Annotated in this window: 21 protein-coding genes and 1 pseudogene; 7 read left to right on the top strand and 15 right to left on the bottom strand. The window is 68.1% G+C overall.

Annotated features, from left to right (window positions below):
• Window positions 1–204: 204 nt before the first annotated feature.
• Entirely contained in the window at window positions 205–2,328 is a 2,124-nt protein-coding gene (locus ACWDPV_RS22070) for a protein kinase domain-containing protein (protein WP_449744722.1), read from the top strand.
• 40 nt (window positions 2,329–2,368) lie between these two features.
• Here ACWDPV_RS22070 and map read toward each other — a convergent pair whose 3' ends face one another.
• Window positions 2,369–3,232: a type I methionyl aminopeptidase gene (map, locus tag ACWDPV_RS22065; RefSeq protein WP_449744684.1), complete on the bottom strand. Its 864-nt coding sequence runs from the start codon at window positions 3,230–3,232 to the stop codon at window positions 2,369–2,371.
• A gap of 214 nt (window positions 3,233–3,446) precedes the next feature.
• On the opposite strand from map, the gene ACWDPV_RS22060 reads away from it, so the two are divergent.
• The 3 genes from ACWDPV_RS22060 to ACWDPV_RS22050 are packed head-to-tail and all read left to right on the top strand — an operon-like array spanning window position 3,447 to window position 6,296.
• Window positions 3,447–4,424 carry a heme/hemin ABC transporter substrate-binding protein gene (locus ACWDPV_RS22060; protein ID WP_449744721.1) on the top strand — a complete coding sequence of 326 codons (978 nt, stop codon included), beginning with the start codon at window positions 3,447–3,449 and terminating at the stop codon, window positions 4,422–4,424.
• 7 nt (window positions 4,425–4,431) lie between these two features.
• Window positions 4,432–5,517 carry a FecCD family ABC transporter permease gene (locus ACWDPV_RS22055; protein WP_348808163.1) on the top strand — a complete coding sequence of 362 codons (1,086 nt, stop codon included), beginning with the start codon at window positions 4,432–4,434 and terminating at the stop codon, window positions 5,515–5,517.
• Window positions 5,518–5,519: 2 nt separating this feature from the next.
• Complete coding sequence (locus ACWDPV_RS22050; protein ID WP_449744683.1) at window positions 5,520–6,296, top strand: heme ABC transporter ATP-binding protein; 777 nt, start codon at window positions 5,520–5,522, stop codon at window positions 6,294–6,296.
• 9 nt (window positions 6,297–6,305) lie between these two features.
• Here ACWDPV_RS22050 and ACWDPV_RS22045 read toward each other — a convergent pair whose 3' ends face one another.
• From ACWDPV_RS22045 to puuE, 6 genes are all read right to left on the bottom strand, one after another.
• On the bottom strand, window positions 6,306–8,135 hold the full coding sequence (locus ACWDPV_RS22045; RefSeq protein ID WP_449744682.1) for a penicillin-binding transpeptidase domain-containing protein: 1,830 nt from the start codon (window positions 8,133–8,135) through the stop codon (window positions 6,306–6,308).
• A 114-nt stretch (window positions 8,136–8,249) separates the two neighbouring features.
• Window positions 8,250–9,086 carry a GNAT family N-acetyltransferase gene (locus ACWDPV_RS22040; protein WP_449744681.1) on the bottom strand — a complete coding sequence of 279 codons (837 nt, stop codon included), beginning with the start codon at window positions 9,084–9,086 and terminating at the stop codon, window positions 8,250–8,252.
• 34 nt (window positions 9,087–9,120) lie between these two features.
• Window positions 9,121–10,314, bottom strand: a complete 1,194-nt coding sequence (gene ispG / locus ACWDPV_RS22035) for a flavodoxin-dependent (E)-4-hydroxy-3-methylbut-2-enyl-diphosphate synthase (RefSeq protein WP_449744680.1) — start codon at window positions 10,312–10,314, stop codon at window positions 9,121–9,123.
• Between the two features lie 63 nt (window positions 10,315–10,377).
• Complete coding sequence (locus ACWDPV_RS22030) at window positions 10,378–11,610, bottom strand: M50 family metallopeptidase (RefSeq protein ID WP_449744679.1); 1,233 nt, start codon at window positions 11,608–11,610, stop codon at window positions 10,378–10,380.
• Between the two features lie 41 nt (window positions 11,611–11,651).
• Window positions 11,652–12,818: a 1-deoxy-D-xylulose-5-phosphate reductoisomerase gene (gene dxr / locus ACWDPV_RS22025; RefSeq protein WP_449744678.1), complete on the bottom strand. Its 1,167-nt coding sequence runs from the start codon at window positions 12,816–12,818 to the stop codon at window positions 11,652–11,654.
• 65 nt (window positions 12,819–12,883) lie between these two features.
• Window positions 12,884–13,864, bottom strand: coding sequence for an allantoinase PuuE (gene puuE, locus ACWDPV_RS22020; protein WP_449744677.1), 981 nt, complete (start codon window positions 13,862–13,864; stop codon window positions 12,884–12,886).
• A gap of 156 nt (window positions 13,865–14,020) precedes the next feature.
• On the opposite strand from puuE, the gene ACWDPV_RS22015 reads away from it, so the two are divergent.
• A complete protein-coding gene (locus tag ACWDPV_RS22015) occupies window positions 14,021–14,287 on the top strand; it encodes a DUF2631 domain-containing protein (protein ID WP_449744676.1) in 267 nt (88 codons plus the stop codon).
• A 90-nt stretch (window positions 14,288–14,377) separates the two neighbouring features.
• On the opposite strand, the gene rlmN is transcribed toward ACWDPV_RS22015, so the two are convergent.
• Entirely contained in the window at window positions 14,378–15,484 is a 1,107-nt protein-coding gene (rlmN, locus tag ACWDPV_RS22010; RefSeq protein ID WP_449744675.1) for a 23S rRNA (adenine(2503)-C(2))-methyltransferase RlmN, read from the bottom strand.
• Window positions 15,485–15,514: 30 nt separating this feature from the next.
• Here rlmN and ACWDPV_RS22005 point away from each other — a divergent pair, with 30 nt between their 5' ends.
• A complete protein-coding gene (locus tag ACWDPV_RS22005; protein WP_449744674.1) occupies window positions 15,515–15,895 on the top strand; it encodes a LapA family protein in 381 nt (126 codons plus the stop codon).
• 47 nt (window positions 15,896–15,942) lie between these two features.
• Here ACWDPV_RS22005 and ACWDPV_RS22000 read toward each other — a convergent pair whose 3' ends face one another.
• The 5 genes from ACWDPV_RS22000 to rpsB all read right to left on the bottom strand — a co-directional run bounded on the left by ACWDPV_RS22000 (window position 15,943) and on the right by rpsB (window position 20,227).
• A complete protein-coding gene (locus ACWDPV_RS22000; protein ID WP_348803421.1) occupies window positions 15,943–16,860 on the bottom strand; it encodes a phosphatidate cytidylyltransferase in 918 nt (305 codons plus the stop codon).
• Window positions 16,861–16,973: 113 nt separating this feature from the next.
• Window positions 16,974–17,531: a ribosome recycling factor gene (gene frr, locus ACWDPV_RS21995; protein WP_348803420.1), complete on the bottom strand. Its 558-nt coding sequence runs from the start codon at window positions 17,529–17,531 to the stop codon at window positions 16,974–16,976.
• A 55-nt stretch (window positions 17,532–17,586) separates the two neighbouring features.
• Window positions 17,587–18,327 (bottom strand): UMP kinase, encoded by a 741-nt coding sequence (gene pyrH / locus ACWDPV_RS21990; protein ID WP_348803418.1) that lies wholly within the window; start codon window positions 18,325–18,327, stop codon window positions 17,587–17,589.
• Window positions 18,328–18,493: 166 nt separating this feature from the next.
• Window positions 18,494–19,318, bottom strand: coding sequence for a translation elongation factor Ts (tsf, locus tag ACWDPV_RS21985; RefSeq protein ID WP_449744673.1), 825 nt, complete (start codon window positions 19,316–19,318; stop codon window positions 18,494–18,496).
• 99 nt (window positions 19,319–19,417) lie between these two features.
• Window positions 19,418–20,227 carry a 30S ribosomal protein S2 gene (gene rpsB / locus ACWDPV_RS21980; RefSeq protein ID WP_348803415.1) on the bottom strand — a complete coding sequence of 270 codons (810 nt, stop codon included), beginning with the start codon at window positions 20,225–20,227 and terminating at the stop codon, window positions 19,418–19,420.
• A 444-nt stretch (window positions 20,228–20,671) separates the two neighbouring features.
• Between rpsB and ACWDPV_RS21975 the strand changes: the two genes are divergently transcribed.
• Window positions 20,672–21,154 carry a M23 family metallopeptidase gene (locus tag ACWDPV_RS21975; protein ID WP_449744720.1) on the top strand — a complete coding sequence of 161 codons (483 nt, stop codon included), beginning with the start codon at window positions 20,672–20,674 and terminating at the stop codon, window positions 21,152–21,154.
• Window positions 21,155–21,243: 89 nt separating this feature from the next.
• Here ACWDPV_RS21975 and ACWDPV_RS21970 read toward each other — a convergent pair whose 3' ends face one another.
• Window positions 21,244–22,164: a tyrosine recombinase XerC gene (locus ACWDPV_RS21970; protein WP_449744672.1), complete on the bottom strand. Its 921-nt coding sequence runs from the start codon at window positions 22,162–22,164 to the stop codon at window positions 21,244–21,246.
• Between the two features lie 142 nt (window positions 22,165–22,306).
• Window positions 22,307–23,152, bottom strand: a pseudogene (locus tag ACWDPV_RS21965) (siderophore-interacting protein); the annotation flags it as partial.
• Window positions 23,153–23,402: the final 250 nt, after the last annotated feature.

Below are 23,402 nucleotides of genomic sequence, written 5' to 3'. Positions count from 1 at the left end.
ACCGCAGTGAGGCCACCTGAACGGTCGAGCCGGGAGACCTGTGCTGCTGGGGTAACGGCCCGGCGCGATAGGCACACGCGGTGCAACGTCTTGCCTCACAGGCGCACCACCGTCCACATGAGCGCCGACCGAGCGCTCCTGATCACGGTGCGCTTCGCTAATATGCTGCAGACTTGTCGAAGAAGTTGGGGGAATCGACGCGTGATGCTGCTCCAGCCGGGCGCGACGTTCGCCGGCTACCGCGTCATCCGCAGACTCGGTGCCGGCGGCATGGGCCAGGTCTACCTCGTCGAACATCCCTCGCTGCATCGCCGCGAGGCGCTCAAGATCATTTCTGCCAACACCGACGACCCCGACTTCTTTCATCGTTTCGCCAACGAAGCCCGAGTGGCGGCGTCCCTCGATCACCCCGGCATCGTCACCGTCCATGCGCATGGCGTCGACAACGGCACACCGTGGTTCACCATGAGCTATCTGGAGGGGAGCGACCTTTATCACAGCCCGGCGCTGCCGATCGAGGATGTCTCACACATCATCGGCAGAGTCGCCGATGCCCTCGACTACGCCCACGCCCGCCGCATCATCCACCGCGACATCAAACCCGACAACATCGTCATCACCACCGACCCCCACGGCCACCCCGACCGCGTCACCGTCCTCGACTTCGGCATCGCCCGACTCATCGACGCCCCCAAGATGACCGCCACCAGCGCCTTCATCGGCACCCTCGCCTACGCCGCACCCGAGGTCCTGAACGGCGCACCCGCCACCCCCGCCTCCGACCAATACGCCCTGGCCTGCACCGCCTTCACCCTCCTCACCGGCACCCCGCCCTTCCCCGCCACCAACCCCGGCCACCTCATCGCCGGCCACCTCAACGCCGCCGTACCCCGACTCTCCGAACGCATCCCCACACCTCCGGCAGCCGACACGGTCGTCGCACGAGCCATGGCCAAAAACCCCGCCGACCGCTATCCCACCTGCCGCGACTTCACCACCGACCTCCGGCAGGCGTTGCTGTCCTCGGGTGCTGCGCCGACGCTGCCCCCGGCCGCGGCGCCGATGCCGTCGCCGATGCCGTCTCAGCATCCCGGCACACCGGGCGCACCTCGCACCCCTGAGACCCCTCGGACATCGGTCGGTGGGCCGCCACGTGACTCATCCGCGCGACGAACCGCTCTGCTGGTGACGGCGGTGGTGAGTGTGATGCTCCTCGTCGCGGCCGTCGCGAGTGTCGCCATCTGGTTGTCGGCGGGTGACGAACCGTCCACGCCGCCGGCCGCCGCGTCGGGAACCGGTGCGCCGGCGGCCACGAGCGCGCCGGACACGAGCGGTGACTGGACCGCGGTCAGCACCTCGACGACCGTCAGCTGTGGGATCAAGGGGCGTGCGCTGTTGTGTTGGGGTGACAACGATTACGGCGCCGTCGGTGACGGCACGACCACCGACCGCGCGGTCCCGACGCCGGTCACGGGCATCAGTGATGTCTCGTCGGTGTCGGTGGCGTTCGGTCAGGCCCGGGTCTGTGCGGTGAGCAAGGGCTACCTCTACTGCTGGGGTCAGGACCTCGCGGGCGGCGACATGCAGCGAACCCCCACTCGCGTCGACGGCATCTCCGATGTCAGTGGGGTTTCCTCCGGGATCGCCACATGTGTGGTGCGTCGGGGTGAGGTGTACTGCTGGGGCAACAACGTGTACGGAAGTGCCGGCGTCGGAACGACATCCACGTCGGTGGCCGATCCGACGAAGGTGGCCGGTCTGGAGAACGTGGCGTCGATCGCGAGTGGGGTCGCCACCACCTGTGCCATCACCCGCGGGGCCGAACTGTACTGCTGGGGCCAGAACAATACCGGCCAGGTGGGCGACGGCACCCGGGAGAACCGCGCAACCCCGGTAAAGGTGCCCGGACTACGTTCAGTGACCTCGGTCAGTCCCGGCACCAGCAACACCTGCGCCGTCGCCGAGGGACAGGTCTACTGCTGGGGGTACGGTCCCGGCCAGTATCCCGCGGGCACCGAGAACGAGCATGTGCGCCCCGAGCCGATCGGCCTCGACGGCGCACGATACGTCGCCAACACCGGGACCGGTGGATGCGCCGCGGTCGTCAGCGGTCGTGTCTCATGCTGGCGCAGTAGTGGCGACGTGGCGCCGACGCCCGCCGACGTGGCGGGCATCGATCAGGTGACGGCGCTGGACGGCAACATCAACGTCTGCGCGATCTCGGCCGGTCGACTGTACTGCTGGGGACTCAACAATGCCGGGCAACTCGGCGACGGCACGACGACGACCTCGATCGATCAGCCGGTGGGGGTCCGCGATCCGGCGTGAGGCCGGTCAGGCGTCAGGCCCGGTCAAGCGTCAGGCCCGGTCAAGCGTCAGGCACCGTGAGGATCTCCGCGCCCGTGTCGGTGACGACGAGCGTGTGCTCGAACTGGGCCGTCCACTTGCGGTCGACGGTCACCACGGTCCATCCGTCGTCCCACATCTCCCACGGCAGCCCACCGAGATTGATCATCGGCTCGATGGTGAAGACCATGCCGGGCTCGATGATGGTGTCAACGTTGGGCTGGTCGTAGTGCAGGACGACGAGCCCGTTGTGGAAGGTCTCGCCGATGCCGTGGCCGGTGAAGTCGCGGACCACGGTGTAGCCGAATCGGTTGGCATAGGCCTCGATGACCCGGCCGATCACGTTGAGTTCACGTCCCGGTTTGACCGCCTTGATGGCGCGTTCGGTGGCGATGCGGGTGCGCTCGACGAGGTCGCGTGCCTCCTGCGACACATCGCCGGCGAGGAAGGTGGCGTTGGTGTCGCCGTGGACCCCGTCGATGTAGGCGGTGACGTCGATGTTGACGATGTCGCCGTCGGCGATGACGGTCGAATCCGGGATGCCGTGGCAGATGACCTCGTTCAGCGAGGTGCAGCAGGATTTCGGGAAGTCCTTGTAGCCCAACGTCGACGGGTAGGCACCGTGGTCGATCATGTACTCGTGCGCGATGCGGTCGAGTTCGTCGGTGGTCACTCCGGGGGCGACGGCCTTGCCGGCCTCGGCGAGGGCGTTCGCGGCGATCTTGCCGGCCACCCGGACCTTCTCGATCACCTCGGGAGTCTGCACCCAGGGCTCGTGTCCCTCGTTGACCTTGTCCTTCCAGACGTACTCCGGCCGTGCAATCGAGTCGGGCACCTCGCGGATGGGTGAGAGTTTGCCGGGGTGAAGCGGGGCACGAACGGTCATGGCCCCAGCTTAGTGAACGCCGATGAGCGCCCCGGACCGGCCGGAGGTACATCGCCGACCTCTCACCATCCGTGATTAAGGTGAGCCTGTGCAACAGATGGAGACGGCCACGCCCGTCATCGGCGGCGACCTGATCGGGAAGCGGGCTCGGTATCGTCGACCGTCGGGGCGGCCCGCGGTTCTCGCCGCGCTGGTGGCTCTGGCCGCCACTCTGATGCTGACCACCGGGTGCAGCACCGCGCCGATCGAACAGGCATCGCCGTCGGACGCGGCCGCGCACCTGCGCAGTGGCCCGCAAACGGCCACTCTGCCCGATGCGGACGTCGTGCCGGTGACCTCGAATCCGACGATCACCCTGCCGGTCACCGTCGGGTCGGCATCGGGGGGCAGCGTGACCGTGACCGATACCAGCCGGATCATCGCGATCGACCGCAACGGCACCCTGAGCAACATCGTGTTCTCCCTGGGACTGGGCTCCCGCGTCGTCGGACGCGATCAGTCGACGACGTTCCCGTCGGCGGCCGACCTGCCGGTGGTCACCGGCAACGGGCACCAACTCAACGCCGAGGCCGTGCTGGCGCTGAACCCGTCGGTGGTCCTCGTCGACAAGACGACCACCCCGCCACAGGCGGTCGAAGCGTTGCGTGCCTCGCAGATCCCGGTGGTGGCGTTCACCGACACGCGGTCGGTGTCCACCACACCCGATCTCATCCGGGCGGTGGCGGCCGCACTCGGCGTCACGCCCGCGGGCGACGCCCTGGTGGCACGAACCCAGGCGCAGATCGCCGACGCGCAGGCAACGATCCCCGACCCGTCCGGCGACCCCACGATGGCGTTCCTGTACATCCGCGGACCGAACCTGGTGTTGCTGGCCGGCCCGAACTCCGGCGCCGACGATCTCATCGAGGCGCTCGGCGGCAAGGACGCCGGCACCGCGGCGGGTCTGAGCGCAGCCTTCACCGCCGTCACCCCGGAGGCGCTGCTGCGCGCCGACCCCGACGTCATCCTGGTGATGACCCAGGGCGCGGACTCGGTAGGTGGACTCGACGGTGTCCTGGCACTGCCCGGCGTCGCCGACACCGATGCCGGGCGGGCACGCCGCGTGGTGCAGATGGACGAGACCGAGATCCTCGCCTTCGGACCCGACGTCGGGAGGGTCCTCGGCGCACTGTCCCACGCGATCTACACGTGAGCACAACATGAGCATTCCCACGGAGTCACCGTCGACGTCGCGGCCGGGGGCGCGGGCGGCCGGACGAGTCTCGGCACCGGTGGTCATCGCGACACTGATCGTGGCGACGATCGTCGTCGTCGTCGCGTCGGCCGCCATCGGTCAGATTCCGGTGGCGCCGAGCGAGGTACTCGGCAGCATCGCCCACCATTTCGGCCTGAACATCGGATCGCTGCCGTCGCATCCGCAGGGTGAGCACGCGTTGTGGGTGGTGCGATTCCCACGAATCGTGTTGGGCCTCATCGTCGGCGCCGCGCTCGGAGCGGGCGGATGCCTACTACAGGGGGTGCTGGCCAACCCACTGGCCGAACCCGGTGTGATCGGGGTGTCGTCGGGAGCGGCGGTCGGCGCCTGCCTGATGATCGTGATCGGCGGGGTCGGTGTGAACGGCTGGGCACTGGCCGGGGCGGCCTTCGTGGCAGCGTTGATCACCACCGCCGCGGTGTACGTGCTGTCCCTGCGGGACGGGTCGTCGTCGGCGATCATGTTGGTGCTCACCGGCATTGCGATCAACGCGTTCGCCCTGGGCATCATCTCCTACCTCACCTTCGTCGCCACCACCGCCGCCCGCGAACAGATCGTGTTCTGGCAGTTGGGTTCTCTCGCCGGGGCAAACTGGAACGCGGTGTGGGTGACGCTGCCCCTGGTGGTCGCGGGCGTGGCGGCGGCGATGCTTCTGGTGCACAAGCTCGACCTGCTCGCGCTCGGCGAGATCCAGGCCGCGTCGCTGGGTGTGAACGTCGAGACCGTGCGCCGGCAGGTCGTCGTGCTCGTCGCGATCCTCACCGCCGCCGCCGTCGCCTTCACCGGCATCGTGATGTTCATCGGTCTGGTCGTGCCGCATGTGATGCGCCTGATCGTCGGTCCGCGTCACGCGGTGCTGTTGCCGGCGAGCGTGATCGGCGGCGCACTGGTCCTCGCGGCGGCCGACCTGGCGTCACGCACCGTACTCGGCGGGGCCGACCTGCCGTTGGGCGTGTTCACCTCGTTGGTGGGTGGCCCGGTGTTCTTCATCCTGTTGCGCCGCAGCCGCCACGCCGGGGCCGGGTGGTGACGATGGCCGACCCCCACGCCGGGATCGAGGCCACCGACATCGTCGTCGAACTCGGTGGCCGCGACGTGGTGTCCGGGGTGTCGCTGTCGGTGCGTCCCGGCGAGCTCGTCGCGCTGGTGGGCCCCAACGGTTGTGGCAAGTCCACCCTGCTGTCGGTGCTGTCGGGAGTACGCCGCCCCCGACGCGGGCAGGTGTTCATCGACGGTCACGACGTCGCCCACACCTCCCATCGCGATCTCGCGCGCCGCCGCTCGATGGTCACCCAGCACAACCGCGTCGACACCCCGTTCACCGTCGGGGAGGTCGTGGAGATGGGACGTTTCCCGTGGCTGCGCACCCCACGTGCGGCCGATTCCCCCGCCGTGATCGCCGACGCGATCGCCCGGTGCGACCTGTCCGACATCGTGGCGCGGCCGTTTCCGCAGCTGTCCGGCGGTCAGCAGGCGCGGGTGTCGCTGGCCCGGGCGATCGCGCAGGATACCCCGGTGATGATGCTCGACGAGCCCACCGCGTCCCTCGACATCCGGCATCAGGAGCAGGTCCTCGACATCCTCTGCGAGCACCGAGATTCCGGCGCTGCGGTCCTCCTCGTGGTCCACGACCTGACACTCGCGGCCGCCTACGCCGACAAAGTGGCGGTGATGAAGGACGGTCACCTTCGCGCCTTCGGCGCGACCCGTGCGGTGATGACCACCGAATTGCTGTCGGAGACCTACGATTACCCGGTCGAGATCCTCGACCGCGGCGGTCGGCTGATCGTCATACCGCGTCGCAGGTGAACGCTGTGATCAGACTCCGAAACCGGCCGGCAGGAACGAGAAGAAGTCACGGGTGACGCCCACGGCGTTGTTCGAATCACCGCCGCGCACAACGAGAGTCGCGAATGCGAGATCTCCGCGGTAACCGGCGAACCAGGCGTGCGACCCACCATCGAACTCCGCCTCACCGGTCTTGCCGTACACCTCACCCTGCCCCGCGATGGCGGTGCCGGTGCCGGAGACCACGACCTCGCGCATCATCGGCCGCAATTGGCCCACGACGTCGGGGTTGAGTTCCGCCGACGGCCCGCTCACCTGTGTGGTGCGGCCCAGGATCAATTGCGGGACAGGCAGTGTGCCGTTGTTGGCGACGGTCGCCGCGACGAGCGCCATGCCGAACGGGCTGACCAGGTCCCGACCCTGCCCGAAGCCGTCCTCGGTCCGCGCCACCAGATCGCTCTCGATCGGTACCGACCCGGTGGCCGTGGCCAGGCCGGGGATGTCGTAGTTGCGTCCGATACCCATCGCCGCGGCCGCATGCGGCAGATCCGACGGCCCCATCTCGCTCGCGAGTTTGGCGAAGGTGGTGTTACACGATTGCGCGAAGGCGCGCAGCAGACTGACCGGCCCCAACGCGAACCGGTCGTAGTTGGGGATGGTGCGCGGCCCGATGGTCACCTCGCCGGGGCACCCCACCGTCGAATCCGGGTGCACCATTCCGGCATTGAACGCCGCCGCCGAGGTCACCATCTTGAAGGTGGAGCCCGGTGGGTACAGGCCGGTGGTCGCGATCGGTCCGTGGGCATCGGCGGCCGGGTTCTGCGCGACCGCCAGGATACGGCCGGACGACGGCTGGATGACGACCATGGCGATCTGGAAGGCGTTGGTGGCGTTGACCGCTCGTTGCGCCGCGTCCTGCACCTGACGGGACAGACTCAGCGACACCGCAGGCGACGGCTCGGCCGCGTGGTCGGTGAGGGTGTCGGCGTCCAGGCCGTTCGGATTGACGGTGACGATCTGCCAGCCGGACCGCCCGGCGAGTTCGCCGTCGACGACGCTGCGCACCCCGGTCAGGAGTGCGGGCGCGAAGGCGGGGTTGGTGGGGACCAGTTCGGCCTGCTCGTTGTGGACCACGCCGGGGATCGCCAACTGGTCGCGCAACCGGTCGAAGTCGGCGGTGGACAGGCGGGTGATCGGGTACTGCCCGTCGTCGGCGGTCGATTCCTCCGCGATCTTCTGCGCGTTGAGGGTCGGGTCGATGGGTGCCAGCACGTCGACGAGGCGGGTCACCGAATCACCGACGGACCCTTGGGCCGCTGCGGCTTTCGCGTCGAAGTTGATGCCGACGACGGTGCCGTTGACCATCACTTCCGAACCGTCGGCCTCGTTCACGGTGGCCCGCGGCGCGGCGGTGGTGCGCAGGACGAGCCGTTGATCCGCACCGAGGTTCGGGTGGATGTCGGTGGAGGTCCACCGCACCTGCCAGCCGCGTGAATCCGACCGGACCGCCTTGATGGTCGCGTCGTAGCGCCACTCCCTCGCATCGGCCAACCGCCACGTGTAGGCGACGTCGATGTCGGCGGTGTCCTGCGTGACGTCGGCCCGGCCGGTCCGCCCGGTCACCGACTCGGCGGCCAGCCCATCCCACGCCGAACGCAACGCGGCCGCCGCCGACTGCGGATTGTCGGTCTGTGCGGCGGCGCCGGCGATGTCGCCGCGGCTGTAGGCGGACAGGAAGTCGTCGACGGCACCACGCGGTCCGTCGTCGGCCGAACTGCAGGCCGTCGCCGCGCCGACGACGAGCACAGCGCTGATCAGCATGGCCAGGATCAAGGCCGCTCTGCGCGTCGGGAATTCCATCGCTGCCGATCCTAGGGTCGGCGGCACCCGGAATCCGGGAGCCACGCGGCGCCAAAGGCTGTGACTCTGCGATCTTCTCGGCCCACCGACGTGCCGAACGGGCACCGCGGCCGATCAGTCGATGAGCACCGTGGCGAACGTGCCCACCTGGGTGAACCCGACGCGGTGGTAGACGGCCTGGGCCGGCAGGTTGAAGCTGTTGACGTAGAGGCTGGGAATGCGCCCGTAGGCGGCGACCGCGGCGGCCACGGCGGCGGTACCGGCGGCGCCGTACCCACGCCCACGCATCTGCGGGTCCACCCAGACACCCTGGATCTGGCCGACCGCCCGTGACATCGACCCGATCTCGGCCTTGAACACGACCTCACCGTCGTCGAAGCGCGCGAACACCCGGCGCGCCGCGATCAGCGACGCGAGACGACGGCGATAGGACCGGCCACCGTCGCCGGCACGCGGATCCACGCCGACCTCACCGATGAACATGTCGACGGCCGCCGGCAGGTAGGCCTCGAGGTCGTCGGGGGTGACCAGCCGAACCGCGGGGTCGGGTTCGACGGCGGGCGGGCCGTAGAGCGCCATCAGCGGCTGGGTGGGACGGACCTCACGGGCCTGCCCCCAGACCGGCGTGATGTTCTCCCACAGGGTCAACGCCAGATCGGTGTCCCCGACGATCGAGGAGCAGACGCGGGCCCCCGAAGTCACACGGTCGGCGAAGTACGCCATGTCGGCCAGCGATCCCCGGATCGGGATGAGGTTGGCACCGGAGAAACACAGCGACGATTCGGGATGACCGGCCGACCACATCTCCCCACCGAGCATCCGGGGTTCGATGCCGTGGGACTCGAAGCGCGCGGCGACCATGCAGTTGGCGACCGGGTCGGCGTTGAGGACACGACTGACCGCGGGTGCGTCCCGCGCTCCGAGCGGCTTGTCGCCCAGCAGCTTCAGCACCGCTGCTCCTTCGCTCCCGTAGCCCTGCGCGACCCTACGAGACGGTCACGACCGGCGGCCCGACCGGCGCGCCCTCACCAGTGTCCCCTGATTCCTCGGCAATTCGCAGCGCTTCTTCGATCAGTGTCTCGACGATGTCGGCCTCGGGGACGGTCTTGATGACCTCCCCCTTGACGAAGATCTGACCCTTGCCGTTGCCCGACGCCACGCCCAGGTCGGCTTCGCGTGCCTCGCCCGGACCGTTGACGACGCAGCCCATCACCGCCACCCGCAGGGGTACCTCCATACCCTCGAGTCCGGCGGTCACCGCGTCGGCGAGCTTGTAGACGTCGACCTGGGCGCGCCCGCACGACGGGCAGGAGACGATCTCCAGCTTACGGGGACGCAGGTTGAGCGACTGCAGGATCTGATCGCCGACCTTGATCTCCTCGGCGGGCGGCGCCGACAGCGACACCCGGATGGTGTCGCCGATGCCCTGGCTCAGCAGCGCCCCGAACGCGACCGCGGACTTGATGGTGCCCTGGAATGCGGGACCGGCCTCGGTGACGCCGAGGTGCAGCGGGTAGTCGCATTGGGCCGCGAGTTGGCGGTAGGCCTCGACCATGATGACCGGGTCGTTGTGCTTCACCGAGATCTTGATGTCGCCGAAGCCGTGCTCCTCGAACAGGCCCGCTTCCCACAGCGCCGACTCCACCAGCGCCTCCGGGGTGGCCTTGCCGTACTTCTGCATGATGCGTTTGTCCAGCGATCCGGCGTTGACGCCGATGCGGATCGGGATGCCGGCATCCCCGGCGGCCTTGGCGACCTCCTTGACCCGGCCGTCGAATTCCTTGATGTTGCCCGGGTTCACGCGCACCGCCGCACACCCGGCGTCGATGGCGGCGAAGATGTACTTCGGCTGGAAGTGGATGTCGGCGATCACCGGGATCTTGGACTTCTTGGCGATGATCGGCAGGGCGTCGGCGTCCTCCTGACGCGGACACGCCACGCGGACGATGTCACAACCCGACGCGGTCAGTTCGGCGATCTGCTGCAGTGTCGCGTTGATGTCATGGGTCTTGGTGGTGGTCATCGACTGCACCGAAATGGGGTGATCGCTGCCGACGCCGACCGAGCCGACCTGGATCTGGCGGGTCGTGCGTCGGGGGGCCAGCACCGGCGGCGGCGCCTCGGGCATGCCGAGGCCGATCGCGATCGGGCCGGACGAGTTCGGGTCAGGGGCGGACATCGCGTTCTCCTGCGGGCGTGTCGAGGGGTGCGAGGCGGGCTCGCTGGGCTGGGAGGGCAACCATCAGTTGGGGATGGTGATCGGATTGATGATGTCGGCGGTCAGCGTCAGCACCATGAATCCGGCCATCACGACCACCACCGCGTAGGTCAGGGGCAGCAGCTTGTAGTAGTCGACCGGACCGCCCGGGGCCCGGCCGAACCACCGACGCACCGTGTCACGTCCCTTCTCGTACCCGACGATGGCCATGTGTCCACCATCCAAGGGTAATAGCGGGACGAGGTTGAACAGTCCGAGGAAGAAGTTGATGCTGATCAGCAGCAACAGGAAGGTGTCCCACAGGCCCCGTTCGGCGGCCTGACCGCCCAGCACGGTGGCGCCGTACACGCTGACCGGGGTGTCCGGGTCGCGTTCACCACCGGTGACCGCGATCCACAGATTGTGCACCTTCGTCGGCATCGACAGCAGCGCATTCCAGGTCTGATGTGCCAGTTCGGCGGTGAACACCGCGGATCCGGGCAGGATCGTCAGCACGTTGTAGTGCTTCCACAGCGGGGGCTGCTCGAAGGTGATCCCGACCCGGTTGATGGATCGGCTCGTCGTGGCACCGGCCTTGTCGGTGGTGTTGATCGTCACCGGCTGCGGGGTCATCACGGCGGTGAAGTCGCTGCCGTCGCGACGCACTGTGAGTTCGACCGGACCGACGCTCTGCTGGATCTTCGGGGTCAGGTCCGATGCGGTGTCCACCGGAGTGCCGTTGACGGCGACGATCTGGTCACCGGTGCGCAGTCCAGCCGCACCGGCCGGCCCGCTGCCCGCGCAGGGCGCTTCGGTGGCGGAGTTGCCGGCATCGACCGTGATGGTCGGGGTGACGCAGGAGATCTTGGCGACGGTGGTGCCGGTGGCCGGCGGCGACAGATCGGGCAGACCCCAGACCAGGCCGGCGATCACGATCAGGACGAATCCGAGGATGAAGTTCTGCGCGGGACCGGCGAACAGCACGACGAGCCGTTTCCACGGCTTCTGCCGGTACATCGCGCGCTCACGCTCGTCGGCGGTCAGTTCCTCATGCGGGGTCATGCCGGCGATGTCGCAGAACCCGCCGAACGGCAGGGCCTTCACGCCGTACTCGGTCTCGCCGCGGCGCGTTGACCACAAGGTGGGGCCGAAGCCGACGAAGTAGCGTCGGACCTTCATCCCGGTCCTCTGTGCGGCCCACATGTGACCGCACTCATGCCACGCGATCGACGCGAGCAACGCGAGGGCGAACAGCACCACCCCGATCGCAAAAACCACTTCTCGACTCTCCTGTTGATTACTGATCCCTGTGCCGGGCCTCAAGCCCGGCGCGGTGCCGCGACCAGCTCCGCCGCACGGACCCGCGCCCAGGTGTCTGCGGCGAGGACCTCGTCCACAGTACCCGGGGTCGCACGCCACTGATCGGCGCCGTCGAGCACACGACCGATCACCTCGACGATGCGGGGAAAGGCGATCTCACCGGCGAAGAAGCCGGCCGCCGCGGCCTCGTTGGCGGCGTTGTACACCGCAGTCAGGCTGCCACCGGCCCTACCGGCACGCCGGGCCAGCTCGATCGCCGGGAACACCTCGTTGTCGACGGGTTCGAAGGTCCACGCCGAGGCCGTGGAGAAGTCACAGGCCTGCGACGATCCGGGCACCCGGTCCGGCCAGCCCAGAGCCAGCGCGATGGGCAGTTTCATCGACGGCGGGGACGCCTTGGCGATGGTCGCACCGTCGACGAAGGTCACCATGGAATGCACGATCGACTGGGGGTGGACGGTGACGTCGATGCGGTCGTAGGGCACGTCGAACAGCAGGTGCGCCTCGATCACCTCGAGGGCCTTGTTGACCAGCGTCGCCGAGTTGAGGGTGATCATCGGCCCCATTGACCACGTCGGATGCCGACCGGCTTGCTCGGGGGTGACATCCTCGAGTTGCGCGGCGCTCCACCCGCGGAACGGCCCACCGGAGGCGGTGAGCACCAACCGATCCACCTCGTCCGCGGTCCCCGCCCGCAGGCACTGGGCGATCGCGGAATGCTCCGAATCGACCGGCACGATCTGGCCGGGTGCGGCGGCCCGCAGCACCAGCGCACCACCGGCGACCAGCGATTCCTTGTTGGCCAACGCGAGTCGCGCACCCGATTCGAGTGCGGCGAGGCTCGGCCGCAGTCCGATCGATCCGACGACGGCATTGAGGACGACATCGGCCTCGACTGTCTCGATGAGCCGGCACATCGCATCCGCGCCGCCGAGGACGCCGTCACCGAGTTCGGCGCTCAGCGCCTGGGCCGCCGCCGGATCGGCGACCGCGACCGCCGCCGCGGGTACGCCGTGCTCCCGCGCCTGACGTGCGAGGATGTCACGATTGCCACCCCCGGCGCCGAGCCCGACCACCGAGAACCGGTCGGGATGTTCGGTGATCACGTCGAGGGCCTGGACCCCGATCGATCCGGTGGAACCGAGGATGAGCACGCGCGTCGTCACACGTTCATTGTGGCCGACGGCCGCGACGGGTCACTGCCACCCTTGCCGACGATGCGGGCTCGAGGTCAGCCGCGGACGCCGCCCGGCGCCGGATGCACCGTGCGCCAGTGTTCGGCGATGTCGATGCGGCGGGTGATCCAGACATCGTCGTGGGATTGGACGTGATCGAGGAAGCGCTCCAGGCTCGCCAGCCGGGCGGGCCGCCCGACGAGCCGACAATGCAGACCCACCGAGAGCATCTTGGGTGACCCCTCGACGCCTTCGCGGTAGAGCACGTCGAACGCGTCGCGGAGATGGGCGAAGAACTGCTCCCCCGACGGAAATCCGCCGGGCGAGGCGAACCGCATGTCGTTGGTGTCGAGGGTGTAGGGCACCACCAGGTGATCGACCGCCCCGGTGACCGACCCGTCGGTGCGCGGAACCTTCACCCAGTAGGGCAGATCGTCGGCGTAACTGTCGGAGTCGTAGACGAAACCACCCTGTTCGACCACGAGGGACCGGGTGTTGGGCGAATCGCGACCGGTATACCAGCCGAGCGGCCGCGCCCCGGTGATCTCGGTCAGGACGTCGATCGCGGTGCGCATGTGCTCGCGTTCGACGTGTTCGTCGACCATCTGATAACTCAGCCACCGGTAGCCGTGGCAGGCGATCTCGTCGCCGCGTTCGACGAAGGCCGCGGCCGCCTCCGGGTTGCGGGCCATCGCCTGGGCGACCGCGAAGATCGTCAACGGAAGACCACGACTCTCGAAGGTCCGCAGGATGCGCCACACCCCGGCCCGCGACCCGTATTCGTAGAGCGATTCCATACTCATGTGCCGGTTCGGAAAGGATTGGGCACCAATCATTTCCGAGAGGAATGTCTCGCTGCCGCGATCGTTCTCGAGGACATTGTTCTCGCTGCCCTCCTCGTAGTTGAGGACGAACTGCACCGCGATCTTCGCGCCACCCGGCCACTGCGGGTCCGGCGGCGTCGGACCGTATCCCACCATGTCGCGTGGGTAGTCCTCGGAGCGATGGTCGGCGAGTGAGCGAGACGGTGGATGCATGGCCAGATTCTTACACCGATCCGACGTCGGCACCCGTCGGCGTGGGGAGTGCAACACCGCGTGGGTCGGGCCGCTATGCTTTCCCAGAGCAGAACTACTACCGACCGTCGAAGATCCCGCCGGAGGGCTTCGGCGCCCGCAGTGAAGGAGCCAGGCGTGGCAAGCACCGATGTGGAGCACAGCGACGACATCGACACCGGTTGGGTGCACGAACCCGCCGATGCGCCGTCGGCGCGGTTCGGGTGGCACGGCACCGCGACCAAGACCTTCTACATCGCCGGATGGCTGAGCGTGATCCTGCTTCTGCTCATGTTCTTCGGCAATCACGTGGGGCACGTCGAGGACATCTGGCTGGCCGTCGCCGCAGCGGTGCTGGCGGTCTTCCTGCTGCGTGCGATGTTCGCCAAGAAGAAGTGGAGCTAGTCCCCTCCTCCAGACGTCACAGAGCCCGGCCGGTGATCACCGGCCGGGCTCTGATCGTTTATCCGGTCGTGTCGCCCGGGCCCGGAGGTTCTATTTCTCCTCGGCGGCGAGCTGACCGCAGGCTGCCGCGATCTCCTGCCCGCGGGTGTCGCGCACCGTGCAGGAGACACCCTGCTCGCGGACCCGTCGCACGAACTCCCGTTCCACCGGTTTGGGACTGGCGTCCCACTCCGAGCCCGGGGTCGGGTTCAGCGGGATGAGATTGACGTGGACCAGCGAACCGAGCGCCTTGTGCAGCTTCTTCCCCAGCATGTCGGCGCGCCACGGCTGGTCGTTGACATCCCGGATGAGGGCGTACTCGATCGACACGCGACGACCGCTCGAGTCGGCGTAGTACCGCGCGGCGTCGAGGACCTCGGCCACCGACCAACGGTTGTTCACCGGGACCAGGGTGTCGCGCAGTTCGTCGTCGGGGGTGTGCAGGGACACGGCGAGCGTGACCGAGAGTTTCTCGTCGGCCAGGCGCCGGATGGCCGGCGCCAGACCGACCGTCGACACCGTCACCGATCGCGCCGAGATCCCCAGCCCGGCGGGCGCCGGCGAGGTGATCTGGCGGACCGCGCTGACCACGCGTTTGTAGTTCGCGAGGGGCTCACCCATTCCCATGAACACGACGTTGGACAGTCGGCCCGGTTCGCCGAACTCGCCGTCGCGCAGCGCCCGGGCGGCGGCGCGCACCTGGTCGACGATCTCGCCGGTGGACAGGTTGCGGTCGAGGCCACCCTGCCCGGTCGCGCAGAACGGGCAGGCCATACCGCAGCCGGCCTGACTGGAGATGCACAACGTGTTGCGGTCGGGATAGCGCATCAGCACGCTCTCCAGCAGGGTGCCGTCGTGCAGCCGCCACAGGGTCTTGCGGGTGCTGTCGTAGTCGCAGGAGATGTGCCGGACCGGGGTGAGGAGCTGCGGGAACAGTGCCGCACCGACCTTCTCACGAGCGGCGGCGGGCAGGTCGGTCATCTCGTCGACGGCGCCGTTGAGGCGGCCGTAGTACTGGCGGGCGAGCTGATCGGCGCGGAATCGCGGGAGCCCGATCTCGCCGAGGGCCGCCACACGGTCCGCCGGGTCGAGATCGGCGAAGTGTGTCGGCGGACGCCCACGCTTGGGCGCGTCGAACACGAGTGGCAATGACGTCATACCGCCATTGTCGCATGTCATGATGGGTGCATGACGAGTCCCGATCCGCAAGGTCCGGCGGCGCCGGATAGCTCTGCCGGAACCACCGACCCCGCCACCCCCGATGTGGACAGCCACGCACTGATCGACGAGCGCGACGCGCTGCGCAGACAAGTGAAGAAGGTCGAGCACACGCGGACCCGCGCCACCTTCATCGGCCTGGTGATCGGGGCCGTCATCACCGTCCTGCTGTTGGTATTCATCCTGCAGAATCTCGAAAAGCAGCAGATCACGTTCCTCGCGTGGCATGTCACGCTACCGATGGGCGTGAGTCTGCTGATCGCCGCCATCGCCGGTGCGTTGATCGTCGCGCTGGTCGGCGGACTCCGGATGATTCAGCTCACCCGGGCACTGAAGAAGGCCAAGAAGTAAAGGCCGAGAAGTAACCGTCGAGACGGCGTCATCCACAGCAGGGTCGTCTACAGCAGGGCGGTGAGCACCGCCCACACGATGAACGCCGACGGCAACAGCGAGTCGAGGCGATCCATGATGCCGCCGTGGCCGGGGAGCAGGGTTCCCATGTCCTTGATCGCGAGATCGCGTTTGATCTGCGATTCGACGAGGTCACCGAGGGTTGCGCAGATCACCAGGACCGGCCCCAGGATGACGCCCACCCACCAGGCGTTGTCGAGCAACAGCATCACGCATCCGACCGCGCCCGCGGTCCCCACCACGAACGAGCCGACGAGGCCCTCCCACGACTTCTTCGGACTGATCGCCGGCGCCATCGGATGTTTGCCGAAGAGCACTCCCGCGGCGTAGCCGCCCACGTCGGAGCACACCACCACGACCATCAGGGTGGCGACGCGGGCGGCCCCGTGATCCTGGGTGACCATCACGACGCCGAACGAGGCCAACAGTGGGAGCCACGCCAGCACCAGGATCGACACGGCGAGGTTGCGCAGATAGTTTTCCGGCGCGTGAGTGATGCCCTGCGACAACAGTTTCCACACCATCAGCACGAGCACGGTCGCGACGAATGCCACCAGGATGCCGGTCGTTCCCCACGGCCAGCTCGACCACACGATGGCCTGCCCACCGATCAGCAGCGGCCAGAACGCGACGTCATAGCCGCCGCCGCGGAGCCGTTTGGTGACCTCCCAGGTGGCGATCGCGAAGGCCACCGAGACGACGCCGTACCAGACCATGGGTGCGAACAGCAGGATGAGGATGATGGAGACACCCAGGGTCACACCGACCCCGATGGCCGCCGGCAGATCCCGACCGGCGCGTGACTTCTTCGGGGCCGATGCCGACGGATCCGCAGGTGATCCGGCCTCCCGACCCTCCGAAGATCCGTCCGTCCCCGACGGCTGCGCCGACGATTCGTGTGGCATTGCTGTGGTGTCCGCCTGTCATCTCCGTTGAGTCGAGGTGCGTCGCGAGGTTGAGGTGTTGGGTTCGAGGTCGTCGGGTCCCCGGGTCCCGACTCACCAGGGGTTCGCGATCCTCACACCTCGAGGAGTTCGGACTCCTTGTGCTTGACCAGCTCGTCGACCTGATGAACGTAGTCGGCGGTGGTCTTGTCGATTTCCTTCTCGGCCCGCACGACCTCGTCCTCGCCGGCCTCGCCGTCCTTCTGGATGCGCTTGAGCTCGTCGACGGCCTTGCGCCGGACGTTGCGGATGGCGACCTTCGCGTCCTCACCCTTGCCCTTGGCCTGCTTGACGAGGTCCTTGCGCCGATCCTCGGTGAGCTGCGGGATCGACACCCGGATCAGCGAACCGTCGTTGGTCGGGTTGACCCCGAGATCGGAGTTGCGGATCGCGGTCTCGATGTCGCGGAGGGTCGACGCCTCGTAGGGCTTGATGACCACCAGTCGGGCCTCGGGGGTGGTGATGCCGGCCACCTGCGTGATCGGGGTGATGGCGCCGTAGTACTCGATGGTGACCTTGTTGAACATCGCCGGATTGGCTCGGCCGGTCCGGATGGAGCCCATGTCGTCCTTGGCGACGGCAACGGCCTTCTCCATCTTCTCTTCGGCATCGAGCAAGGTGTCGTCGATCATGTGTTGAGTTCCCTGGTTCTGGTGTGTGGTGGGTGGTCGCGAAGGTGTGTGGGGCTCAGGTGCTCACGAGTGTCCCGATCGGTTCACCGGCCACCGCCCGGGCGATGTTGCCCCGCTCCAGCAGATTGAACACCAGGATCGGCATCTTGTTGTCCATGCAGAGGCTGAACGCGGTCGCGTCGGCGACCTTGAGTTCGCGGTCGAGGACCTCGCGGTGACTGATCTCGCGGAACAGGGTCGCGTCGGGATCGACCTTCGGGTCGGCGCTGTAGACACCGTCGACGGCCTTGGCCATCAGCACCACCTCGGCCTTGATCTCGAGGGCGCGCTGCGCGGCGGTGGTGTCGGTGGAGAAGTACGGCATGCCCATACCGGCGCCGAAGATGACGACCCGGCCCTTCTCGAGGTGACGCTGTGCCCGCAACGGCAGGTACGGCTCGGCGACCTGACCCATCGTGATGGCCGTCTGGACTCGCGTGGTGACCCCGCGCTTCTCCAGGAAGTCCTGCAGCGCAAGGCAATTCATGACGGTCCCGAGCATGCCCATGTAGTCCGAGCGGGCCCGGTCCAGGCCGCGCTGCTGCAGTTCGGCGCCGCGGAAGAAGTTGCCGCCGCCGATGACGACGGCCACCTGCGCCCCGGATTCCACCACTTCGGCGATCTGATCGGCGACGGTGGCCACCACATCGGGATCCAGTCCGACCTCTCCCCCGCCGAACATCTCACCGCCGAGCTTGAGGAGCACCCGGTGGAAACCGGAACGCTCGGACTGCTGGGGATCAGGGGATTGCATCATCTACTTCCTCACTGACAGCCGACGGTGGTGGGCCGCATGCGATCCGCGCGGGCGGTGCACACGACCTTCTCGAATCATCTTAGGGCGTGCCCGATTGCCGCTCTGACGCGACGACCCCGTGTCCACGAGAAGTGCGGACACGGGGTCGTCGTGCGATCAGGGCCGATCAGGCCTGGCCGACCTCGAAGCGGGCAAAACCGTTGACGGTCACACCGGCCTCGTCGAGGAGTGCCTTGACGGTCTTCTTGGAGTCCTGCACCGACGGCTGGTCGAGCAGCACGACATCCTTGTAGAAGCCGTTGACGCGACCTTCGACGATCTTGGGCAGCGCCTTCTCCGGCTTGCCCTCGGCCTTCGCGGTCTCCTCGGCGATGCGACGCTCGTTCTCGATGATGTCGGCGGGGACCTCATCGCGGGTGGCGTAGCGCGCCTTGAGCGCGGCTACCTGCATGGCGGCGGCACGCGCGGCCTCGGCCGCAGCGTCGCCCTCACCGGTGTAGGACACCAGCACACCAACGGCCGGCGGAAGATCCGAGGCACGCTTGTGCAGGTAGATCGCGACCGGGCCGTCGTAGTAGGCGACGCGACGCAGTTCGAGCTTTTCGCCGATCTTGGCCGAGAGTGCCTGGACGGCGTCGGCGACGGTCCCGTCGCCGAGCTTGGCGGCCTTGAGTTCGTCGACATCGCTGGTCTTGGCGGCGATCGCGGCCTCGACGACCTGGTCGGCAAGCGCCTGGAACTCGGCGTTCTTGGCGACGAAGTCGGTCTCGGCGTTGATCTCGACCATGACGCCGTCACGAGCGGCGACGAGGCCCTCGGCGGTGGACCGCTCGGCACGCTTGCCGACGTCCTTGGCGCCCTTGATGCGCAGTTCCTCGACGGCCTTGTCGAAGTCACCGTCGTTGTTCTCGAGGGCCTTCTTGCAGTCCATCATTCCGGAGCCGGTGAGCTCGCGGAGACGCTTCACGTCCGCTGCGGTGTAGTTCGCCATCGTTGGCGAGCCTCCTTTAGGAAAAGAGTGTCGATGTGTCTGGTGACCTGCGCGCCCGGGATACCGGGCGCGCAGGTCGACGACGTGGACCCGATCAGGTCAGGACGCCGGGGTGGCGCCACCCTCGGCGGGTGCAGCCGCCTGGGTCAGCAGTTCCTGCTCCCACTCGGCGAGCGGCTCGCCGCCACCGGCCTCCGGCTTGGAGTCGTCGGAGGACTGGCCGGCGCGGGCCTGGACGCCTTCGGCGACGGCCGAGGCGACCACGCGGGTGAGCAGGGCGGCGCTGCGGATGGCGTCGTCGTTGCCCGGGATCGGGTAGTCGACGAGGTCGGGGTCGCAGTTGGTGTCGAGGATCGCGATGACCGGGATGTTGAGCTTGCGTGCCTCACCGACAGCAATGTGCTCCTTGTTGGTGTCCACCACCCAAATGGCGGACGGCACCTTGGCCATATCGCGGATACCACCGAGTGTCCGCTCGAGCTTGTTCTTCTCGCGGGTCAGCATCAGGATTTCCTTCTTGGTGCGACCCTCGAAGCCACCGGTCTGCTCCATGGTCTCGAGTTCCTTGAGACGCTGCAGACGCTTGTGCACGGTCTGGAAGTTGGTGAGCATGCCACCGAGCCAACGCTGGTTGACGTACGGCATGCCGACGCGGGTGGCCTCGGCGGCGATGGATTCCTGGGCCTGCTTCTTGGTGCCGACGAACAGGATGGTGCCGCCGTGGGCGACGGTCTCCTTGACGAACTCGTACGCCTTGTCGATGTAGGTCAGCGTCTGCTGCAGGTCGATGATGTAGATGCCGTTACGGTCGGTGAAGATGAATCGCTTCATCTTCGGGTTCCAACGGCGGGTCTGATGCCCGAAGTGTGCGCCGCTGTCCAGCAGCTGCTTCATGGTTACGACAGCCATGAGTGTGTTCATTCCTTTGTGCGCAGTTGACGTCGACACCGGGTGGCGTCGACCCTGGCGTCTGCGTCCACGCGGACCCGGGAGGCCGGGACCGCCGCGCGGAGGTGTTCGGGGCCGCAGTGCGGCGAACGGGTGCAGACGCGCGAAGTCACCCCGCCGAAGCGAGGTGCTCTGGCAAGTCTACGCGCGCGCATGCCGGTCTCCAAAAAGCCCGAAATCTCCCCGAAATTTCTCGGCCGGCGATGGAGCCGAATGCCCCCGGCGTGCGTCTGATCTGTTGTGACCCGTTCTGCAGATTCTGCGACATACAACGACGCAGCGCATCTCGGCGCCGACGACGACGATGCCGTGACGCCGCCACGGCCATCACGAGCGGTGGTCGTGATCCGGCATCTGACGGCGGTGCTCGTCGAGCTGCTGGTCGTCGCGTCGATGATGCTGCTGATGCCCGGCGTCGTCGGTGCCGCCCCGACCCCGGTGTCCCCGATCCCGGTGTCCCCGCGCGGTTACTCGGCGCCGCTGTCGCCGCGGCCGACGGTGGTCCGCGGCTTCGACAATCCCCCGCAGCGGTGGCAAGCCGGTCACCGTGGGGTCGACCTGGCGGCATCGACGGGTGCGGTGATCCTGGCGGCCGGCGACGGTGTCATCCGGTTCGCCGGGATCGTGGCGGGCAAACCGTCGGTGTCGATCGAGCACGATGACGGGGTGATCACCACCTACGAACCGGTCCACGCGAGCGTGCGACGCGGCACCCTGGTGCAACGCGGCGAGCCGATCGGCAACGTCGAGGCCGGTCATCCGGGCTGCGACGCGGCCGCCTGTCTGCACTGGGGCGCGCGCCGCGGAGCCGGTCACGCGGCCCAGTATCTCGATCCCCTGGCGTTGTTGGGTGCGGTCCGGGTGCGGCTCAAGCCACTCGGCGGGTGAGACCACGTTTGTTGGGCGACCAGGATTTTGCTGCGCGACCAGGGTTTTGCTGCGCGACCAGGGTTTGTTCGGCGACCGGGCTTGTTGAGCTAGGCCCGCGGATGTGCCTGCCGGTGCGCGGCACGCAGGCGTTCGACGCTGACGTGGGTGTAGACCTGGGTCGTCGCCAGCGACGAATGTCCCAGAAGTTCCTGGACGACTCGCAGGTCCGCACCGCCTTCGAGGAGATGCGTCGCGGCGCTGTGGCGCAGACCGTGGGGTCCCATGTGCGGGCCGCCGGCCGCGGCGACCGCCGAGGAGACGACCGCCCGCGCGACCCGCTGGTTGAGTCGGCCGCCCCGGGCGCCGAGCAGCAGGGCCGATCCGGAGGCGGCGGTGGCCAGCGCGGGCCGTCCGACGGTTAGCCACCGCTGCAACGCGTGCGCCGCGGGCGCACCGTAGGGCACGCTGCGCTGCTTGTCCCCCTTGCCGATGACCCGCAGCACCGCTCGCGCGTCGTCGACGTCGGCGAGGTCGAGACCGCACAACTCACCCACCCGGATTCCGCTGGCGTAGAGCAGTTCGGTGATCGCGCGGTCACGCAGCACGATCGGATCGTCGGGGTCGGCGTCGTCCACGGCATTCTCGGCACCCGGGGCAGCGGTGCCGGCGGCGACCGTCGCCGCCTGTTCGGCGGTGAGCACGGCAGGCAACCTCCGATGCGCCTTCGGTGCCTGCAGCCGGGTGGCCGGATCCGCGCCGAGAATCCCTTCGCGAACGGCCCACGCGCAGAACGTCTTTGCCGAGGACACCTGTCGGGCGACCGTTGTCCGCGCGGCTCCCCGACGGGTGTGGTCGGCCAGCCAGGCGCGTAACAGGGCCAGATCGATGTCGCCGACGGGCACGCCGCGCACGCCTGCAAAGCTGATCAGGCCGCGCAGATCACCGGTGTACGCACGGATCGTGTGCTCGCTGAGTCCACGCTCGAAACGCAGATACCGCGCGAACTCCGACACCACCGACTCGGTCATCACCCCAGCACACCCACCGCGCCGCACTCACGCAACCGCACACGCGACGCCGTTGCCGGATCGGTACGACCGCCCGATCCCCCTCGCGCCCGGTGCAGCGCACCAGATTGCGGAGGCGCTGCCCGACGCCGACCTTCTGCTCCCCCTCTTCGGTGGCGCGCAGGTCGGCCTTCCATTCGCGGAAGCCCTCCTCGGTGCGGCCGCGGCGCCAGTATCCGGAAATGGACGCATTCTTCGCACCCACACCACGTTCCTTGCGGATGTAGGCACGCAGATTGTGCATCACCGCCTGCGCCTCGCCGTGGATGAAGACCTGCGGCTCACCGTCGAGCCACTGTGCGCCGCGAACCGCGGCGATCAGCGGAGCGTTGTCCCCGGCACGATCGTCGCCGACCTCACCGGCGCCGCCACCCCGATGCACCCAGGTGATCTGCGCCCCGGCGGGGGCGACGAGATCGATCTCGTCCTCGGGACCGGCGACCTCGATGAACACCTGCGCGGTCGCGTCTGCCGGCAGGGCTTCCAGCGCTGCGGCCACAGCGGGCAATCCCGCCTCGTCGCAGGCGAGCAGATGCCAGGGTGCGGCCGGGTTCGGGTGATAGCCGCTGCCCGGCCCGAGGAACCGCACGGTGGTTCCCGGCTCGACCCAGGCCGCCCACGGTCCGGCGAGCCCCTCGTCGCCGTGCACCACGAAGTCCACGAGCAGTTCCCGGCGTTCGGCGTCGACCTTGCGAATCGTGTAGGTGCGCAACGTCGGCTGCTGCTCGGGGGGCAACGACCGCGATGCCCGCGGGTCGAAGTCCTCCGGGAACTCCACGCCCTCCGGCATGAAGATCAGCTTGATGTACATGTCGGTCTCGGGCAGACCGTCCTTGCCGAGGGCCGGCACGAAGTCGTCGAACCCTTCCCCACCGAAGACCAGCCGCACCATGTGTGGGGTCACCTGCTCACGTCGCAGGACGGTCATCGTATTCACTCGCTTGGCCATGCAGACCTCCTTCTCCCGAACCAGCGTACGCCGAGTTAGGTTCACCTAACTGGGCGGCGGTTGGCTTCTCAGAGAGTGCACGCACCGAACACCCACACCCGTTGGCGCGGCCTCACGCCAGTCGCCACGTACTGCCGTCGGTGCTGACCAGTCCTCCGAGTTCCATCATCACCAGGGCCACCCGGGTGGAATCGATCTCGACACCCGCGGAGAATGCGATCTCCTCCAGGGTGGCCCCGCCACGACCGGG

It is taken from the genome of Gordonia sp. NPDC003504, assembly GCF_053587995.1.
This window is presented reverse-complemented; position numbering and strand designations above follow the sequence as displayed.